The sequence below is a fragment of the Asaia bogorensis genome, from assembly GCF_900465345.1.
Classification (GTDB): domain Bacteria; phylum Pseudomonadota; class Alphaproteobacteria; order Acetobacterales; family Acetobacteraceae; genus Asaia; species Asaia bogorensis_A.
Map to the genome: position 1 here is coordinate 267,010 of NZ_UEGO01000031.1, position 15,763 is coordinate 282,772.

General features: G+C 60.1%; 13 protein-coding genes. 3 read left to right on the plus strand and 10 right to left on the minus strand.

The genetic code is table 11. The annotated features are described in order from the left end of the window. Positions 1-42: 42 nt before the first annotated feature. Positions 43-1,470 (minus strand): MATE family efflux transporter, encoded by a 1,428-nt coding sequence (locus tag ED655_RS11440; RefSeq protein ID WP_162993496.1) that lies wholly within the window; start codon positions 1,468-1,470, stop codon positions 43-45. A 96-nt stretch (positions 1,471-1,566) separates the two neighbouring features. On the opposite strand from ED655_RS11440, the gene cysS reads away from it, so the two are divergent. The 3 genes from cysS to gloA2 are packed head-to-tail and all read left to right on the plus strand — an operon-like array spanning position 1,567 to position 4,089. Beyond that, positions 1,567-2,922 (plus strand): cysteine--tRNA ligase, encoded by a 1,356-nt coding sequence (cysS, locus tag ED655_RS11445; protein ID WP_122050246.1) that lies wholly within the window; start codon positions 1,567-1,569, stop codon positions 2,920-2,922. Next, positions 2,919-3,698, plus strand: coding sequence for an RNA methyltransferase (locus tag ED655_RS11450; protein ID WP_205836032.1), 780 nt, complete (start codon positions 2,919-2,921; stop codon positions 3,696-3,698). The genes cysS and ED655_RS11450 overlap by 4 nt, the downstream gene beginning before the upstream one ends. Continuing rightward, the gene (gloA2, locus tag ED655_RS11455) at positions 3,673-4,089 is read left to right on the plus strand and encodes an SMU1112c/YaeR family gloxylase I-like metalloprotein (protein WP_240993632.1); all 417 of its coding nucleotides are present in this window, start codon (positions 3,673-3,675) and stop codon (positions 4,087-4,089) included. The genes ED655_RS11450 and gloA2 overlap by 26 nt, the downstream gene beginning before the upstream one ends. Positions 4,090-4,205: 116 nt before the next feature. Here the strand turns inward: gloA2 and ED655_RS11460 are convergent, their stop codons facing one another. The 9 genes from ED655_RS11460 to ED655_RS11500 form a co-directional block, all read right to left on the minus strand. Continuing rightward, the gene (locus ED655_RS11460) at positions 4,206-5,600 is read right to left on the minus strand and encodes an MFS transporter (protein WP_122050334.1); all 1,395 of its coding nucleotides are present in this window, start codon (positions 5,598-5,600) and stop codon (positions 4,206-4,208) included. Between the two features lie 227 nt (positions 5,601-5,827). Continuing rightward, positions 5,828-6,724 (minus strand): DUF4349 domain-containing protein, encoded by an 897-nt coding sequence (locus tag ED655_RS11465; RefSeq protein ID WP_162993497.1) that lies wholly within the window; start codon positions 6,722-6,724, stop codon positions 5,828-5,830. Positions 6,725-7,000: 276 nt separating this feature from the next. Continuing rightward, complete coding sequence (locus ED655_RS11470; RefSeq protein ID WP_122050249.1) at positions 7,001-7,537, minus strand: gluconokinase; 537 nt, start codon at positions 7,535-7,537, stop codon at positions 7,001-7,003. After that, complete coding sequence (gene rpiA / locus ED655_RS11475; RefSeq protein ID WP_062164970.1) at positions 7,534-8,253, minus strand: ribose-5-phosphate isomerase RpiA; 720 nt, start codon at positions 8,251-8,253, stop codon at positions 7,534-7,536. The genes ED655_RS11470 and rpiA overlap by 4 nt, the downstream gene beginning before the upstream one ends. Beyond that, entirely contained in the window at positions 8,246-8,995 is a 750-nt protein-coding gene (pgl, locus tag ED655_RS11480) for a 6-phosphogluconolactonase (RefSeq protein ID WP_062164971.1), read from the minus strand. Before pgl ends, rpiA begins: the two co-directional genes overlap by 8 nt. A 93-nt stretch (positions 8,996-9,088) precedes the next feature. Beyond that, positions 9,089-9,952: a Cof-type HAD-IIB family hydrolase gene (locus ED655_RS11485; protein ID WP_122050250.1), complete on the minus strand. Its 864-nt coding sequence runs from the start codon at positions 9,950-9,952 to the stop codon at positions 9,089-9,091. Between the two features lie 28 nt (positions 9,953-9,980). Further along, a complete protein-coding gene (gene zwf / locus ED655_RS11490; RefSeq protein WP_122050251.1) occupies positions 9,981-11,528 on the minus strand; it encodes a glucose-6-phosphate dehydrogenase in 1,548 nt (515 codons plus the stop codon). A 133-nt stretch (positions 11,529-11,661) separates the two neighbouring features. Then, positions 11,662-12,657: a phosphogluconate dehydrogenase (NAD(+)-dependent, decarboxylating) gene (gene gnd, locus ED655_RS11495; RefSeq protein WP_023978565.1), complete on the minus strand. Its 996-nt coding sequence runs from the start codon at positions 12,655-12,657 to the stop codon at positions 11,662-11,664. 91 nt (positions 12,658-12,748) lie between these two features. Beyond that, the gene (locus ED655_RS11500; protein ID WP_122050252.1) at positions 12,749-15,616 is read right to left on the minus strand and encodes a bifunctional transaldolase/phosoglucose isomerase; all 2,868 of its coding nucleotides are present in this window, start codon (positions 15,614-15,616) and stop codon (positions 12,749-12,751) included. Positions 15,617-15,763 lie beyond the last annotated feature (147 nt).

The following is a 15,763-nucleotide window of genomic DNA, read 5'->3' on the forward strand; positions in this document are numbered from 1 at the left end:
TCTCTGCATCCCGCCGATCACTGTGCAATAAGCGGGGCCTGCTCAGGTGGGCTCCGCACAGGCAGGGGGTAGCGTCCCGTGCCCCTCTCGCAGTTTGCGCCGTAGCGTGACCACCAGCCTTATCGACAGCAGGACCGACAGGATACCGAGCCCGGTGGCGAGGCCGATCCAGAGCCCCGCAGCCCCGTAACCTGCCTCGAACGCCAGCCAGTCGCCTCCGAGGATGGATACGGGGATATAGGTCACCACCATCAGAACCATTGGCATGAACGTGTCATGGCAACCGCGCAGGGCGCCAGAACAGACGCATTGCACGCCATCGAGAATCTGGAAGATCCCCGCAATTTTAAGAAGCGTCACAGCCAGTGGAATGACCTGCGCCGCATCCTGACCATGTGGATCGACATAGAAACCGGCGATGTATTCTGGGAAGACGAGCAGGATCGTAGCGGTAAAGCATGTCCACAATACGACCAGCATGACCGCCCCAAGCGTGGCGCGCAGGGCCGCAGCAGGCGCGCCAGCACCCAGCCAGTACGCGACCCGGATATTCACCGCCTGCGAGAGCGCCAGACTAATCATGAATGCGGTACTGGTCACGCTGAGCGCTATCTGGTGTGCCGCCGACGAGACAGCCCCCAGCGCACCAGCGTGAAGCCCTGTCATCTGGAACGCCAGCAATTCTGCGCCCGTCGCGCCCATCATGGGCAGCCCCAGACGCAGCATTTCCATCATGGCGCGTGGATCGGGCCGCGTCAGCCGAAGATGCGGCCTGAGTAAGGACTGACGCCGGGCGAGGATTACCAGCAGGATGGCAACCGACCAGCCCGTCACGATGGTCGCGCAGGCCGAACCCCACAGCCCCATACGTGGCAGACCAAAGCGCCCATGGATCAGTCCGGCATTGAGAAAGCCGTTCATGACCGCCATACCCGGCATGGTCCAGAGCAGCAGACGCTCACTGCCAAAAGCAGGCAGGATAATGCGCAGCAGCCCGATAATGACCAGATTGGGCAGGAGTGCCCATAGCAGCAGATGCATGAAGCGGCTGCCCTGTGAAACGATCAGGGCGGGCTCGTTGAAGAAACTAAGGAGCGACCCCGCGGGCAGCAGAATGGCCAGCACTGGCAGACAGAGCAGCAGAGCGAGCAAGACGCCTGATGTCACGATGCCCGAGAGATCCTCCAGACGCTCCTGCGACGCGAAGGCACGGCCGCGTGCCCGCGCGATGAGGATGCTGGCCCCACCCAGCGCCGCCTGAAACGTGATGAACGTGCAGAAGAAGAGATTGGTGGTCATGCCACCCACCGCCAGCGCCGTAGCACCCAGACTGCCAAGCAGCACCGTATCGGTGACATTCATGGCCATTTCGCTCAACTGCGAAAAACTCAACGGCGCGGCAATTCTGATAAGCGCACGCAGGTGTTCACCCCAGCGCGGGGCCGTTGCGGAAGAGCGAATTTCTGTCATGCAGCCCTGATTATAGCAGTGCCGAAAGAAAACCAGCACCAAAAGCCGTAAATTAGAGTTGCATGGGGCGCGGGGCTGACGCATCTACTCAACTCCATGGCCACCCCACCCTATACCCTGTCCCTTCATGACAGCCAGACGCGGCGGAAACAGGTTTTCACGCCCCTGGACCCTGAAAATGTGCGCGTTTATTACTGTGGACCCACGGTTTATGACGCCGTGCATATCGGCAATCTGCGTGCCATGCTCAGCGCCGACATTCTGGTTCGACTGCTGCGCGCGCTGTTTCCGCGTGTGACCTTTGTCCGCAACATTACGGATGTGGATGACAAGATCACCACTAGGGCGCGGGATAATGGTGAGGATATCGCGAGCCTGACGGCCCGCACGACCATCGCCTTTCATGAAGATGTCGCAGCGCTGGGCATCCAGCCACCCGACATCGAGCCCCGCGCCACGCATCATATTGACGACATGCTGGCCATGATTGCCCAGCTGATCGCAAGCGGCCACGCCTACGAGGCAGAAGGCCATGTACTCTTCGCAGTCGATCGCTGCGCGAGTTATGGTGCCCTGTCCGGACGTAGCCCGGACGATCTGCTGGCCGGTGCACGGGTAGAGATCGCGCCCTACAAGCGTCACCCCGGCGATTTCGTCCTGTGGAAGCCCTCCTCGCCGGAACAGCCTGGATGGGACAGTCCGTATGGCCGCGGCCGCCCCGGCTGGCATATCGAATGTTCGGCCATGTCCCATCGTTATCTGGGTGAGAGTTTCGACATTCATGGCGGGGGCGACGATCTGCTTTTCCCGCATCATGAGAACGAACGGGCCCAGTCTCTCTGCTGCAATCCGGGCAGCAGCTTTGCGCGATACTGGCTGCATAATGCCATGCTGCTCTCCAATGGGGAGAAAATGTCCAAGTCTCTGGGCAATTTCTTCACCATTCGCGAGGTGCTGACCCGTGCCCCGGCCGAGGCGCTGCGCCTGCTCATGCTCGGTGCCCATTACCGTTCGGTGCTCGATTTCACCTGGGAAAAACTCGAAGACGCAAAGCGGACGCTCGATCGCTTCTATCGCGCCCTTGAGAAACACCCGTCTGTCACACCCGGCGCAGTCGATGCTGATTTCATGACCGCCCTTTGCGATGACATGAACACACCTCTCGCCCTCTCCTGCCTGCACCCGCTGGCCGATGCTGCCCTCGCTGGCGATGCACAGGCAGCCGCTTCGCTCAGGGCTTCTGGCGCCATGATCGGCCTGCTTGGCCAGTCGGCCGATGACTGGTTCCGTGCCGGATCGGATGACGGAGCCATTGATGCCCTGATCGTCCAGCGCGCCGAGGCCAAGAAAGCACGTGATTTCGCCCTGGCAGACTCCATCAGGGCCGATCTGGCCGCGCAGGGGATTATTCTTGAAGATACCGCACAGGGAACGAAATGGAGGCGCGCATGACGGGTCGTGATGGTGGCGCCGATATCGGACCGATCGGGGCCTTCAGCCCGGTCGTGATTTTGGTGCGCCCGCAACTTGCGGAGAATATCGGAACGACGGCCCGTGCCATGGCCAATGGCGGTCTCTTCCACCTGCGTATCGTTGCGCCGCGTGATGGCTGGCCGCAGGAGCGCGCCTGGTATGCCTCCTCCGGTGCCGACCGGATTCTGGATGAGGCTCAGGTTTTTAACACTGTGGATGAGGCCGTTGCCGATCTCCACCACGTCATGGCGACCTGCCCACGCCCGCGTCATATCGTCAAGACCGTCATGACGGCGCGTGGTGCCGCGTCGGAACTGCGCGCAATAGCCGATCGGGGGCTCAAGGCAGGGCTGCTTTTCGGTCCCGAACGCGCAGGGCTCGACAATGAGGACATGGCGCGCGCCGACATCCTGATACGCTATCCGCTCAACCCCGATTTCATGTCACTCAATCTCGCTCAGGCGGTGCTGATCATGGCCTATGAGTGGTGGATGGCTTGCGAGACCACGCCGCCGCGCACGCTGATGACAAACGAGACCCATGTAGCGACCAAGGGTGAGCTGGAAAACTTCCTCGGCCATCTCACGCGCGATCTCGACGAGTGCGGCTTCCTGCGCAATGAGCAAAAGCGCCCTGGTATGGTGCGCAATCTGCGCCATCTGTTCCAGCGTGGGGAAGTGACCGAACAGGAACTCCGCACCATGCATGGCGTCGTGACAGAACTTTCCAATGGCCGCAAAGCCCGACAGCAATAGGCGTCAGACAATGTTCAACGGCGTCCATCATATCGCGATCATCGCCTCTGATTATCAGAAATCGCGCAGCTTCTACACTGAGGTGCTGGGACTGGAAATCATCCGTGAGGTCTGGCGTGCGCAGCGGCAGTCATGGAAATGCGACATCGCCATTGGCGATACCCAGATCGAGCTTTTCTCGTTTCCAACCCCACCTTCGCGACCGACCCAGCCGGAGGCTGCAGGGCTGCGTCATCTCGCCTTTTCCGTGAGCAACATGCAGGACGCCGTCGATCATCTGACGGGGCATGGCGTAGCCTGCGAGCCGATCCGTACTGACCCGTATACAGGCAAGCTCTATACCTTCTTTACCGATCCTGATGGCCTGCCGCTGGAGCTCTATCAGAGCTGACCGCAGAACCGTTCGTCCGAGAACAGACCCAGGGGAGCAGCTGTCGCACGACACTGTCTCCTCCCTGATCTGGGGGCACCGCTCGTGATACGCCGTCTGGAGCAGGAGCGAGTTGTTCATGCGCCAGAGCGCATCGCCTCCTGCTCGCGAGCCGCATAGAGGGCAGAGAGCGGCGGGGCCACCTCCTCAAGCGAGCGGTTTTCGGCATCGACACCCCAGATCCAGGCGACGACACTGGCCACCAGCATCAGAGCGGCAGCCACGAGATACCCGACGACCAGCAGCGATAGCCGACCCGTGCCAATCAAATGGCCGAAGATGACAGGTGCCGCGACACCCCCGAACAGGGTGCTCACGGCGTAGAAGACGGCAATGGCAAATGCCCGCATTTCGAGCGGAAACAGTTCGCTTGCGGTGAGATAGGCTGATGATGCTGCCGCTGACGCAAAGAAGAAGATCGCGCACCATGATAGCGTCTGGGTCGTGGCTGTCAGCAGATCAGCCCCCATGGCCCAGGCAACGATGACCATCAGGGCGCCCGATATGGCGTAACTCAGGCCAATCATGCGGCGCCGTCCCCAGGTATCGAACCAGCGCGCCAGAACGAGGGGCCCGATCAGATTGCCGATTGCCAGAGGAAGAATGTACCAGCCAATTTCACGCGCGGAGACGCCGTGATACTGGGTGAGAACCATGCCGTAGGTGAAGAAAACGGCGTTATAGAGAAAGGCCTGCGATATCATCAGGACCAGCACATAGAGCGACCGCCCGCGATAGCGCTGCACCATGATGCGGATCATCTCCATCGGGCTGAAAACGCCGGCCGGATAGATAAGCACTGTGGGCAGCTTGCTCGCCCATCCTCCCTGCGGTTCGGCACAATGCGATTCAACGTGGCTGACGATGGCATTGGCCTCCTCGACACGTCTGTGAGTGATGAGCCAGCGGGGGCTTTCCGGCACGAAGGTGCGTAACAGCAGCACAGCCACACCAAGCAGGGCGCCGAGGGCAAAGGCCACGCGCCAGGCCAGCCATACAGGGATAAGCGCGGTATTCAGCAACCAGACCGAGCCGAGCGCGCCAAAAGCCGCGCCAGCCCAGAAGGTGCCGTTGACCATGACATCCACCCGCCCCCGCAGCCGGGCTGGCACGAGCTCGTCGATGGCAGAATTGATGGCGGAATACTCCCCCCCAATACCCATGCCCGTCAGGAAACGGGCAACGGCAAAGCTGCCCAGATTCCAGGAAAAAGCCGACGCGCCAACGCCCACGACGTAAAGGGCCAGAGTGAGAAAGAAGATCTGCTTTCGCCCGAGCTGGTCCGTCATCCAGCCAAACAGCAACGCCCCCAGCACAGCACCCGCGACATAGGACGATGAGGCGAAACCAATCCCATCGGCGCTTAGACCGAGCGTATCGCCGCGTTCGAGCGATGGGGCCAGCGAGCCGATGATTGTCACCTCCAGCCCATCCAGGATCCAGGTAATGCCGAGGGCCACAACGATGAGCATGTGGAAACGCGACCAGGGCAGCCTGTCCAGTCGGGCCGGGATATCCGTCTCGATGGGCCTGCCATGGTCTTTCACGCTGTCTGCCCGATGCGACCGGTCGGAAAATGAATGCACAGAGCGAACCCTTCACCGATTACAGAATTTTTAATCTTTGATATCGGTTCTGACGCATCGCAGCTGCAAGGGTTCGCCGGCTCACTTTAAGCTGAGCCAGCGAACGCTGATCCCTAGTCGCGTCTGAACCAGCCTTTGCGTATCGCACGACGAACCAGCAGGAGGCCGACAAGGACCAGAGGAGCCCAGACCACGGCCTGAATCAGGAAAAACCAGACGTCGCCCAGTGTCTCCATGAAAATCTGTGTGCTCTCGTTCCATCTCTGTCGGACAGGTGTGGACGTTGCCCTCGCGCCCTCGAAGCTGACATCGACCCTCTCGGTATCAATGCGGCGGGAGAGGCCGTTCTTTTCCTTCTGTGCATCTTCAAGCGAGGATTGTACTTCAGAGAGTTCCTTGGCGACCTTGATCAGGTCGTCGGTACGGCCGGCACTCTGGGCCTCGAGGGCTTCGAGCCTGTCGCGGTAGGCCGTCATCTGCGCCAGACGCCGATCCACATCCATGACGTCATTTTGCAGGTCGGTCTCGCTCGTCGTCGCTGCACGCGTGACGATATGACGGCTCTCCTCGCCCGGCAGGGGCGATGAAGCGGCTTTGATAAAGACCTCAACACGATCATGGGGCAATCGTACGGCAATACGGGCCGAATGTTGCGATACGCCCTGCCCCAGTTCCTCCGTATTCTCATTCGACGAAACGAGTTCGCATGATACCGCCACCGTGCAGGCCGCGCGCGCTGCATCCAGATGGGCACCGACAAGATGATCGGGGACAGTAAGGTCCAGTCGGTGCTCGTAGGCCATGAACGCCTGCCCGGCCCGTTGACTGACACCATGCTTGAGAAAACGCAGGTTCATTGCCGGTGCGGGGGCCATGACCGCCATGGGCGATGGAGGAGACTCCTCTTCGCGCTGCATGATGTGACGGTGTTTGCAACCAGGCAGGAGGGCGAGGGTCAGAAAGACGCCGGATAAGGAAAGTAACCGTAGGGCTCGCTCGGAAGAACTCATATCACCTGCCATCTCTCTGCCCGGATTTGGGCAAATCGCCACCAGCAACGTGGCCTAATGTCAGGCTGGGAGGGAAATAGGGCGGAATTCCGCATCAAGCCGGTCCACCACTCCATGACGCGTGAAAGCGGGCAGAAGTTATCCCCAGATTCGAGGAACAACTCTGCGGATCAGCCTGTGCATAAGCTGTTTACGAGCTTGAATAGAATCTGATGGCAGGCTCTTTGGATCGATCCACAAACCGCGCGTGAATCGATCCGGATGTTGAAGAAAAGCCTAGCCGGCCTTGGATTTCAATGAAGCGATCAGCTTTGCCATGACGATCTCTGGCGTACCCGCACTATCCACAGTCACCACATTCTCATCCGGGCCTGGCGGCTCAAGCGTGGCAAGCTGGCTGGGCAGCAGCGATGGCGGCATGAAATGGCCTATCCGATGCTTCAGGCGCTCGGCAATCGTGCGCTCGCTGGTCTCGAGATAGACGAAGGTGACATTCAACCCGCTACGCAGGGTGTCGCGGTACTTGCGCTTGAGGGCCGAGCAGGTCAGAACGCCCCCGGTTGCCGCATGATCACGGAGCCATTCGTGGCAGATCTTGAGCCACGGCGCACGGTCTGAGTCATCAAGTGGGATGCCGCTATGCATCTTGGCGACATTGGCCGGCGGGTGAAGGTCATCCCCCTCCTGAAACGGCCACCCAAAATGATCGGCAAGCCCCTGTGCTACGGTTGTCTTGCCGCAGCCCGATACCCCCATGACGACAAAAAGCCCGGGCGCCGCACGATCGGCGGCAGGGTTATGCGCGGCGCTCATGCCTTGAGCCTCTGCAAACCGGACACGCCCGCCACCAGCACTTCGGTGGTGATGTCCAGAAACAGCCCATGATCAACCACACCCGTGATCGAGATGATGCGGTCCGCCAGGCCACGCGGATTTTCTATGCGCTCGTAATCGCAATCGATGATGATGTTGTGGTTGTCGGTCATGTAGAGCGACCCGTCCTCATTACGACGCGGTATGCAACTCTTGGCACCCGTCTGACGCAGCAGGTTCTCGACACGCTCCCAGCCCCAGGGGATGATTTCGACGGGCACAGGCATATGGGTGCCAAGATCCGTCACGATCTTGCTCTCATCAACGATCACGATGAACTTGCGCGCCGAGACCGCCACGATCTTCTCACGCAGCAACGCACCGCCGCGCCCCTTGATGAGGAACAGCGAGCCGGTCTGAACCTCGTCGGCGCCATCAATGGCGACATCGAGATACGGATCATCGGCAAAATTGGTGATGGGGATGTTCAGGCTCTGGGCCTGGGCCGCGCTGGCCTCGGAGGTCGGAATTGCGCGTATCTTCAAACCTTCACGACGGACGCGCTCTCCGAGCGCGTCAATCATGAACTTTGCGGTGCTGCCTGTGCCAAGACCGACGGCCATGCCATCTTCGATATAGGCAATGGCGTGGGTCGCAGCCTCTCGTTTCAGCTCGGCGACACGTGCTGCGGCATCCTGTGCGCTGAGATCAGCCATTTGCCAGATCTCCGGCAGCTGCCTTGTCCGTAAGAAACACGACCTCACCTTCTGACGTGATATGCGAAGACGGCAACGAGGCATCGCCGGCCCGCACTCGGGCGAGCATCTCGGCCTTGCCTGCTCCTTCGATCAGGAACACGACAGCGCGGCTGGAATGGATGGCTGTGTAGGTCAGTGACACGCGGTCATGCGGTGCGTTGTCCGGTGTGCAGGCCGCCACCCATTTCTCGCGCTCCTGCAGGATAGGCTGACGCGGAAAAAGCGATGCCGTGTGACCGTCGGGGCCCATGCCCAGCATGACCACATCGAAAAGCGGACGCCCTGGGATGAGGTGATGGCTGCCATAAACATCCACCAAAGCGGCCTGATAAAGAGCCGCATCATGCTCCGGTGTGCCATCGGCCGGGATGGGATGAACGTTCTCGGGCGGCAGGTCGACCTGATCGATCAGGATTTCGCTTGTCATGCGGAAATTGCTGTCTTCATGGGTGAAGGGCACATGCCTGTCATCACCAAAGAAGATCTGGGTACGACGCCACGGAAACTGGGCTGCATAAGCCGGCTCAGCCATGATCTTGAACAGGCGCTTGGGGGTCGAGCCACCCGAGAGCGCGACAACGAACGGGCCGTCTTTCTTTGCGAGCGCCTGGTCAAGAAGCCATTGCGCCATCTTGCGGGCAACGGCCTCACCATCTTCCAGAACCACGAGCCGGGCCGAGGTCACATCATGTCCACTCATCTGTCTCATTCCTTCTTCTAGGGCTTTCAGGGGGCCTTTCGCAGGGCCGTCGCGCCGCAATGCCGCACGACATCCCACCTTCAGGCCCGCGCCTCAGGCCGCGCCCGGTGCGCGAGGGAGAACGTACTCACGCATGGCCTGCGCCCAGCCATCTGCGTCGTTTCGCCCTGTCGTTACATGGGCATGGGCGCTGACTTCCTCGCTGGCATTTCCCATTGCGATGCCGAGCCCGGCAATGCTGAGCATCGGGACATCATTGGACATGTCCCCAATGCAGGCAACCTCACTCATGGGTATGCCGAGCCGGTCTGCCAGAGCACGGGCTGCGAAGCCCTTATTGGCATCCTTGTGCGTGATATCGAGGTAATAATCCGACGACCGGTGCACACTGGCCTGCCCCTTGAGCATGGCCCCGATCTCGATTTCCATACGCTGCAGAAGCGCAAAATTGCTACTGGCCGCCATGATCTTGCCGACACCGGCCATGTAGGGCCGGAAGTCGGGAACGACAACGGGCTCGATACCGACTGATTTGCGTTCATGGGCTACATAATAGGCGCCCGGATCGCGGATCAGCCAGTCATGGTCACGAAACAGCCAAGTATCGATTTTGTGAACCGACAAGGTATCACAGGCCGAGACCACGCAGCTTTCGGGCAGGACGAGGTGAGAAAGAATCTCGTCGTCCGGGCTGACAATCAGACCACCATTGAGCGCCCCGAAAGGCGTCTGGAGCGACAATTCCCGATGGTAGCGCAAAATACCTTCTGCCGAACGGGAGCTGACCAGACACAGGGCAATCCCGGCCTTAGCCAGATCCTGCGCGGCCGAGAGTGTCGACGGTGCCAGGGATTTGTCAGGGCCGATCAGCGTGCCGTCGATATCGGAGACAACAAGCCGAATTCTGGATGCCTCGGGCGGGAGAGCATCGTGAATGGCATCCAGTTCGATTGTCATATGGTCTCCTGTCGTTTTTCCAACGATCTTAGTTGTTCAGATCAAGCCAGCGACGGCCAGAACGCGCGAGCAGCTCATCGGCTTCACGCGGTCCGTCCAGTCCGCCCGGATAGAAGCAGAGCGGGGACTTGTCAGCGATGTTCTGCGTGAAGGCAGGCTCCACAATGCGCCAGCCTTCTTCGATGGTATCGGCGCGCTGATAAAGCGTCTGGTCGCCAATCATGCAGTCATAAATGAGCGTTTCATAGCCGGTACTCGGCCCCTCGCTGAACCAGTCGGAATAGTCGAACTTCATGCGTACGCCACCGAGGCGGACCGAAGGACCCGGCACCTTGGCCGAAAACTGCATGGTCACGCCTTCAGTCGGCTGGATATGCAGCACCATGATATTGGGGGTGAGCTTGTCCACCGGCGTATCGCGGAACAGCGCAAAGGGTGCCTGCTTGAAGTGAATGGCAATTTCGGTCTTGCGACGACGTAGACGCTTGCCAGTGCGCAGATAGAATGGCACGCCAGCCCAGCGCCAGTTATCGATACGCAGCTTCATCGCAACATAGGTTTCTGTCTGGCTACCCATCGCGACATCGGGCTCCTCGCGATAACCGCGAAGCGCCTCAGCCTCATCACCCACGCCGAAAGAGCCGCTGACATACTGACCGCGCACGACCTGAGAGAGGTCGATGGGCTGGATGGCACTCAGCACCTTGGCCTTCTCATCGCGCACGGCCTCGGCATCGAAGGAGGTCGGGGCTTCCATGGCGACCATGGAGAGAAGCTGCATCAGATGGTTTGGTACCATGTCACGAATGGCACCCGTGCTTTCGTAGAAGCGACCGCGGCGTTCGACACCAACGGTTTCCGCCGCCGTGATCTGCACATGGTCGATATTCTGACGGTTCCAGAGCGGCTCGAAAAAGCCGTTGGAAAAGCGCAGGGCCAGGATGTTCTGGACCGTTTCCTTGCCGAGATAATGATCAATACGATAGATCTGGTTTTCGTCGAGCGAGCGCAGCAGACGGGCATTCAGCGCCTTGGCTGATTCCAGATCCGCACCGAACGGCTTTTCGATGATCACGCGGCGGGAGATTGTGTCGGTCTGCTCGGCCAGCCCCGACTCACCCAGAAGATCGACGATCGGACCGAAGAACCTTGCAGCAACTGCGAGGTAGAACACGGCAGAACGCTCACCGAGACGTTCCTTGAGGGCCTCGAAGGTCGAGAGCTCCTCAAAGGAGCCACGTAGATAGGTGATGCTCTGCGAAAGGCGGTTCCACACATCCTGACGCAGCGTCGTGGCGTTGGTCCCACGCTTGCTGACGAAGTCATCCAGTGCGCCCTTGAGCTGCTCGAGCAGCCCTTCTGTCGTCATCTCGGCCCAGTCGACCACGATGATCGAGAAATCCTCACTGAGAAGACCGGCGGAGTCCAGATTATAGATAGCAGGGACGAGAAGACGTTTGGTCAGATCGCCACCACCGCCGAAAATGACCATGGACCCTGGAGGCGCCTGGCGAACCCCACGCGTTGTCTCGTTATTGGACAATGCCGCATGTGCTGAAGCGGAAACGTCGACCATATGCCAAACCTTTTTAGTCGATAATCGGAAAGCCGGAGTGCGAGCGGGAGCATTCGAACTCCCGCTGGCATTCAGGCAGACAGCTTAGAGAAAAAAAAAGGGCCGGGACCAGAGAAGGTCCCGGCCCGTCATGTCACTTCTTCTCGACGTGGCCGCCGAAACCAAAGCGCATGGCAGAGAGGATCTTCTCTGCGTAGTTGTTGCCCGAACGCGAGCGGAAGCGCGTAAAGAGCGAGGCCGTCATGACCGGAACCGGCACCGATTCCTCGATGGCCGCTTCGATCGTCCAGCGACCTTCACCGGAATCGGCCACTTCGCCCGAGAACTCGGAGAGGGATTCGTTCTTGGCGAGTGCGTCGGCGGTCAGGTCGAGCAGCCAGGACGACACGACGCTGCCGCGACGCCAGACTTCAGCGATATCGGCCATGTTCAGGTCGAAGCGCTGGTCTTCCTGCAGGACCGGCGAATTCTTCGACTTCATGACGTCGAAGCCTTCAGCGAAAGCCTGCATCATGCCGTATTCGATGCCGTTATGGACCATCTTGACGAAGTGACCCGAGCCGGCCGGGCCGCAATGCAGATAGCCTTCCTCAGCGCGCGGATCGAGGCCTTCACGGTCGCGACCGATGGTGCGCACGACGTCGCCCTTGCCCGGTGCCAAAGCCTTCAGGATCGGATCGATATGATCGGCCGAATCCTTGGTGCCGCCGTACATCATGCAATAGCCGCGATCGAGGCCCCAGACACCGCCCGACGTGCCGACGTCGATGTAGTGGATGCCCTTTTCCATCAGCTCATGAGCGCGACGGACATCGTCCTTATAGTAGCTGTTGCCACCATCGATCACGATGTCGTCCTTGCCGAGCAGGCCGCGCAGTTCCTGCACGCAGGCTTCGGTGATCTCACCGGCCGGCAGCATGACCCAGACGATCTTGCGCTCTGCCGAAAGCTTGCTGACCAGATCGGCCACCGAGTTCGCGGCGATCGCACGGCCCTTCTCGGCACGGTCGAACGTCTTGGTCACAACTTCAGGCGTGCGGTCGAACAGCACGACGTCATGACCATGACGGGTCAGGCGCACCGCAATGTTGCCGCCCATACGGCCAAGGCCAACAATACCGATTTGCATCTCTAAAACTCCTGCACAGTTTTCCTGTGCCCTCTAACTACCACGTCAAAAAACAATCCGCCCCGTTGGAGCGGGGCGGATTGCGTCAGTCTCAGACGGCTTTCTTGATGACCGTCGCCAGTTCGGCGAGGCCAGCTTCAAGCGATCCCTTGATATGCACACGCAGGGCGCGACGGCCACGCTCGGACAGCACGTCGAAATCGCCGCGTGCCTGAGCTGCCTTCACCACACTGAACGTGAAGCGTTCACCCGGCACGGCGAGATCAGCATGATCATCGGCCGTGATCTGGAGGAACACGCCGCTATCAGGGCCGCCCTTATAGGCCTGGCCGGTCGAATGCAGGAAGCGCGGGCCGAATTCGGCTGCCGTTGCGACCTTGAGCTGGTCACGCAGGTTAAGGCGAACGTTCTGGATCCACTCGCGCGTCTTCAGATCACGCTCCACATAGGCGAGAACACCCACGTAGTCGCCAGCCTTCACGCGACCGAAATGCGCCTTCAGGATTGCCAGCGCATCGCCACCGCCCAATGCCTTGGCATTGGTGTCGTCAGCGAAGAACTCGAACGCACCCGAGGTTGCAAACGGCGTCTCGGCCGGAAGCTTGCCCGTCTCGTTGAAGGCGGTCGTGAGCTTCTTGGTCTCGATCTTGCTGAACTCGACATCCGGCTGATCGAACGGATCGATTGCCAGCACCGAGCCTGCAACAGCCGTAGCATATTCCCAATGGAAGAACGCCTGGGCGATATCGAGCTTGTCAGCCAGGTCGATCGTCACAACCGGCTCACCGGCGGCAACAAGAGCGGCAATGGCCTTTTCCTGGTTCAGGCAAGGCGCATCGGTCAGGCGCAGATAGGCGAAGACGCGATCCTTGCCGTAGACGCTCGGCGCACCGAGGGTCTCGTCATCAATCGGGATCAGGCCAGTGCCCTTCTTGCCGGTCGATTCAGCCAGAAGCTGCTCAAGCCAAGCGCCAAGGTCATAAATCGCAGGCGAAGCGATGATCGTCACCTTGTCACGACCAAACTTCGTCGCGGCCGCGCCAAGGATGGCACCAAGCTGAAGCGCCGTGTTCTGCGCCGGCGGGGTGCTGGCCGAAGCGCCCTTTACGGAACGTAGAGCCGATTCGAGGAACGCGCGAACGTTCAGACCAGCGGCTGCTGCGGGGACGAGACCGAAATTGGACAGCACGGAGAACCGGCCACCAATCTGCTTCTCACCGTAGAAGATCTTCCAGAAGCCATCGCCCTTTGCCACCTGCTCCATATGCGAGCCGGGATCGGTCACGGCAACGAAATGCTTGCCGGGGGCCGAGCCGAGCGCCTTTTCGGCAGCGGCGAAGAAGTAGGCCTTCAGGATGTTCGGCTCGAGCGTGCCGCCCGACTTGGACGAGACGATGAAAAGCGTGTTCTTCAGGTCGACAGCATTCTCGTACGTCTTCACCTGCTGCGGGTCCGTGCTGTCGAGCACGTGCAGCTTGGGGAAGCCTGCGATCTGGCCGAAGGTTTCCGAAATCACTTCCGGACCGAGGCTCGAACCGCCCATACCGAGCAGCAGCACATCGCTGAAGCCCTTGGCCTTGACTTCGCTGGCGAAGGCTTCGAGCTCGGCGACGTGAGCCAGACGCTCATCGACGATATCGAGCCATTTCAGCCAGCTGGCTTCGTCACCGCCAGTCCAGACAGAGGCGTCCTTGGCCCAGAGCTTGCGGCCCTTGCCGGTCTTGCGCCAGTCTTCGAGAACCGCGTCGGAGGCGGCTTTCAGATCGGCCGGAAGTTCGGCCTTCTGCTCGATCAGTTTGGACCCGAGAAACGTGGCCTGCTTGTTTGCTACCGCCCCAAGCAGCTGGTCGAAAGCGTCGCAGAACGAAGCGCAGCCTTCTGTTACAAGGGTCTTGGTGACGCCATCGAGGTCGAGGCCGAGCTTGGCCTGCTGCTCGAGCACCTTGAAGGCATCTTCCACGTTTTCGGTCAGGCTGGCGCGCAGCTTGCCATGATCACGGAAGGCATCGAAGGTTGCGGGCGGGATGGTGTTGACCGTGTCCTCACCGATCAGCTCTTCGACATAAAGAACGTCCGAGAAGGTCTTGTCCTTGGTGCCGGTCGAAGCCCAGAGCAGACGCTGCGGCTGCGCACCCGCGGCGGCCAGCTTCTTCCAGCGCTCGGAAGCGGTCACTTCGAGATAATGCTGATAGGCAACCTTGGCGTTCGCGATGGCAACCTTGCCACGCAGAGCCTTCAGCGCCTCGGCATCCTTGTCGCCTTCCTTCACGCGGCGATCGATAGCACCATCGATCTTGCCGTCGATGCGCGACACGAAGAACGACGCTACGCTGGCGATCTTGCTGATATCCTTGCCCGCTGCATGACGGATCTCAAGGCCCTTGATATAGGCTTCGAGAACGTTCTTGTAGGCTTCGAGCGAGAAAAGAAGCGTGACGTTGACGCTGATGCCTTCCGAAGTGACTTCCTGGAATGCCGGAACACCCTCAGGCGTGCCCGGAATCTTGATCATCAGGTTTTCTTCGCTCACGGCATCCCACAGACGGCGGGCTTCGTCAGCCGTGGCCTTGGTGTCGAAAGCGAGATAAGGCGAAACCTCAAGGCTCACATAACCATCGAGGCCCTTGGTCTGCACGAATACCGGGTGCATGACCTTGGCAGTTGCCTTGATGTCGGTGATAGCGAGTTTCTCGTAGAGCTCACCGGGGGAGAGGATTTCCTTCGCCAGCAGATCCTTGATCTGGGCGTCGTAATCCGTGCCATACCCCATGGCCTTTTCGAAGATGGCGGGATTGGAAGTGACGCCACGCAGGCCGTCTTCGTCCACCAGCTTCTGCAGGCTGCCATCGGCAGTGTATGATCTCTGGATGAAGTCCAGCCAGGGTGACTGGCCAAATTTGGAAAGGTCACGCAGCGGGTTCCCGCTCGTGGCGGCACCCTGCTTCTGTTCGACGTCCATGACGTACTCCTGTCTGTCCACCTGACGGGTTCCCTGTGGACACCCGTCTCAGCTCAGGTCGGCCTTCCGACCCTGACCTCAAATTGAGGGGGCCAAAGCACGCTAGGGCCCCGAAAGGCCCGACCGCCGAGGAAGCGGTCAGGCCCC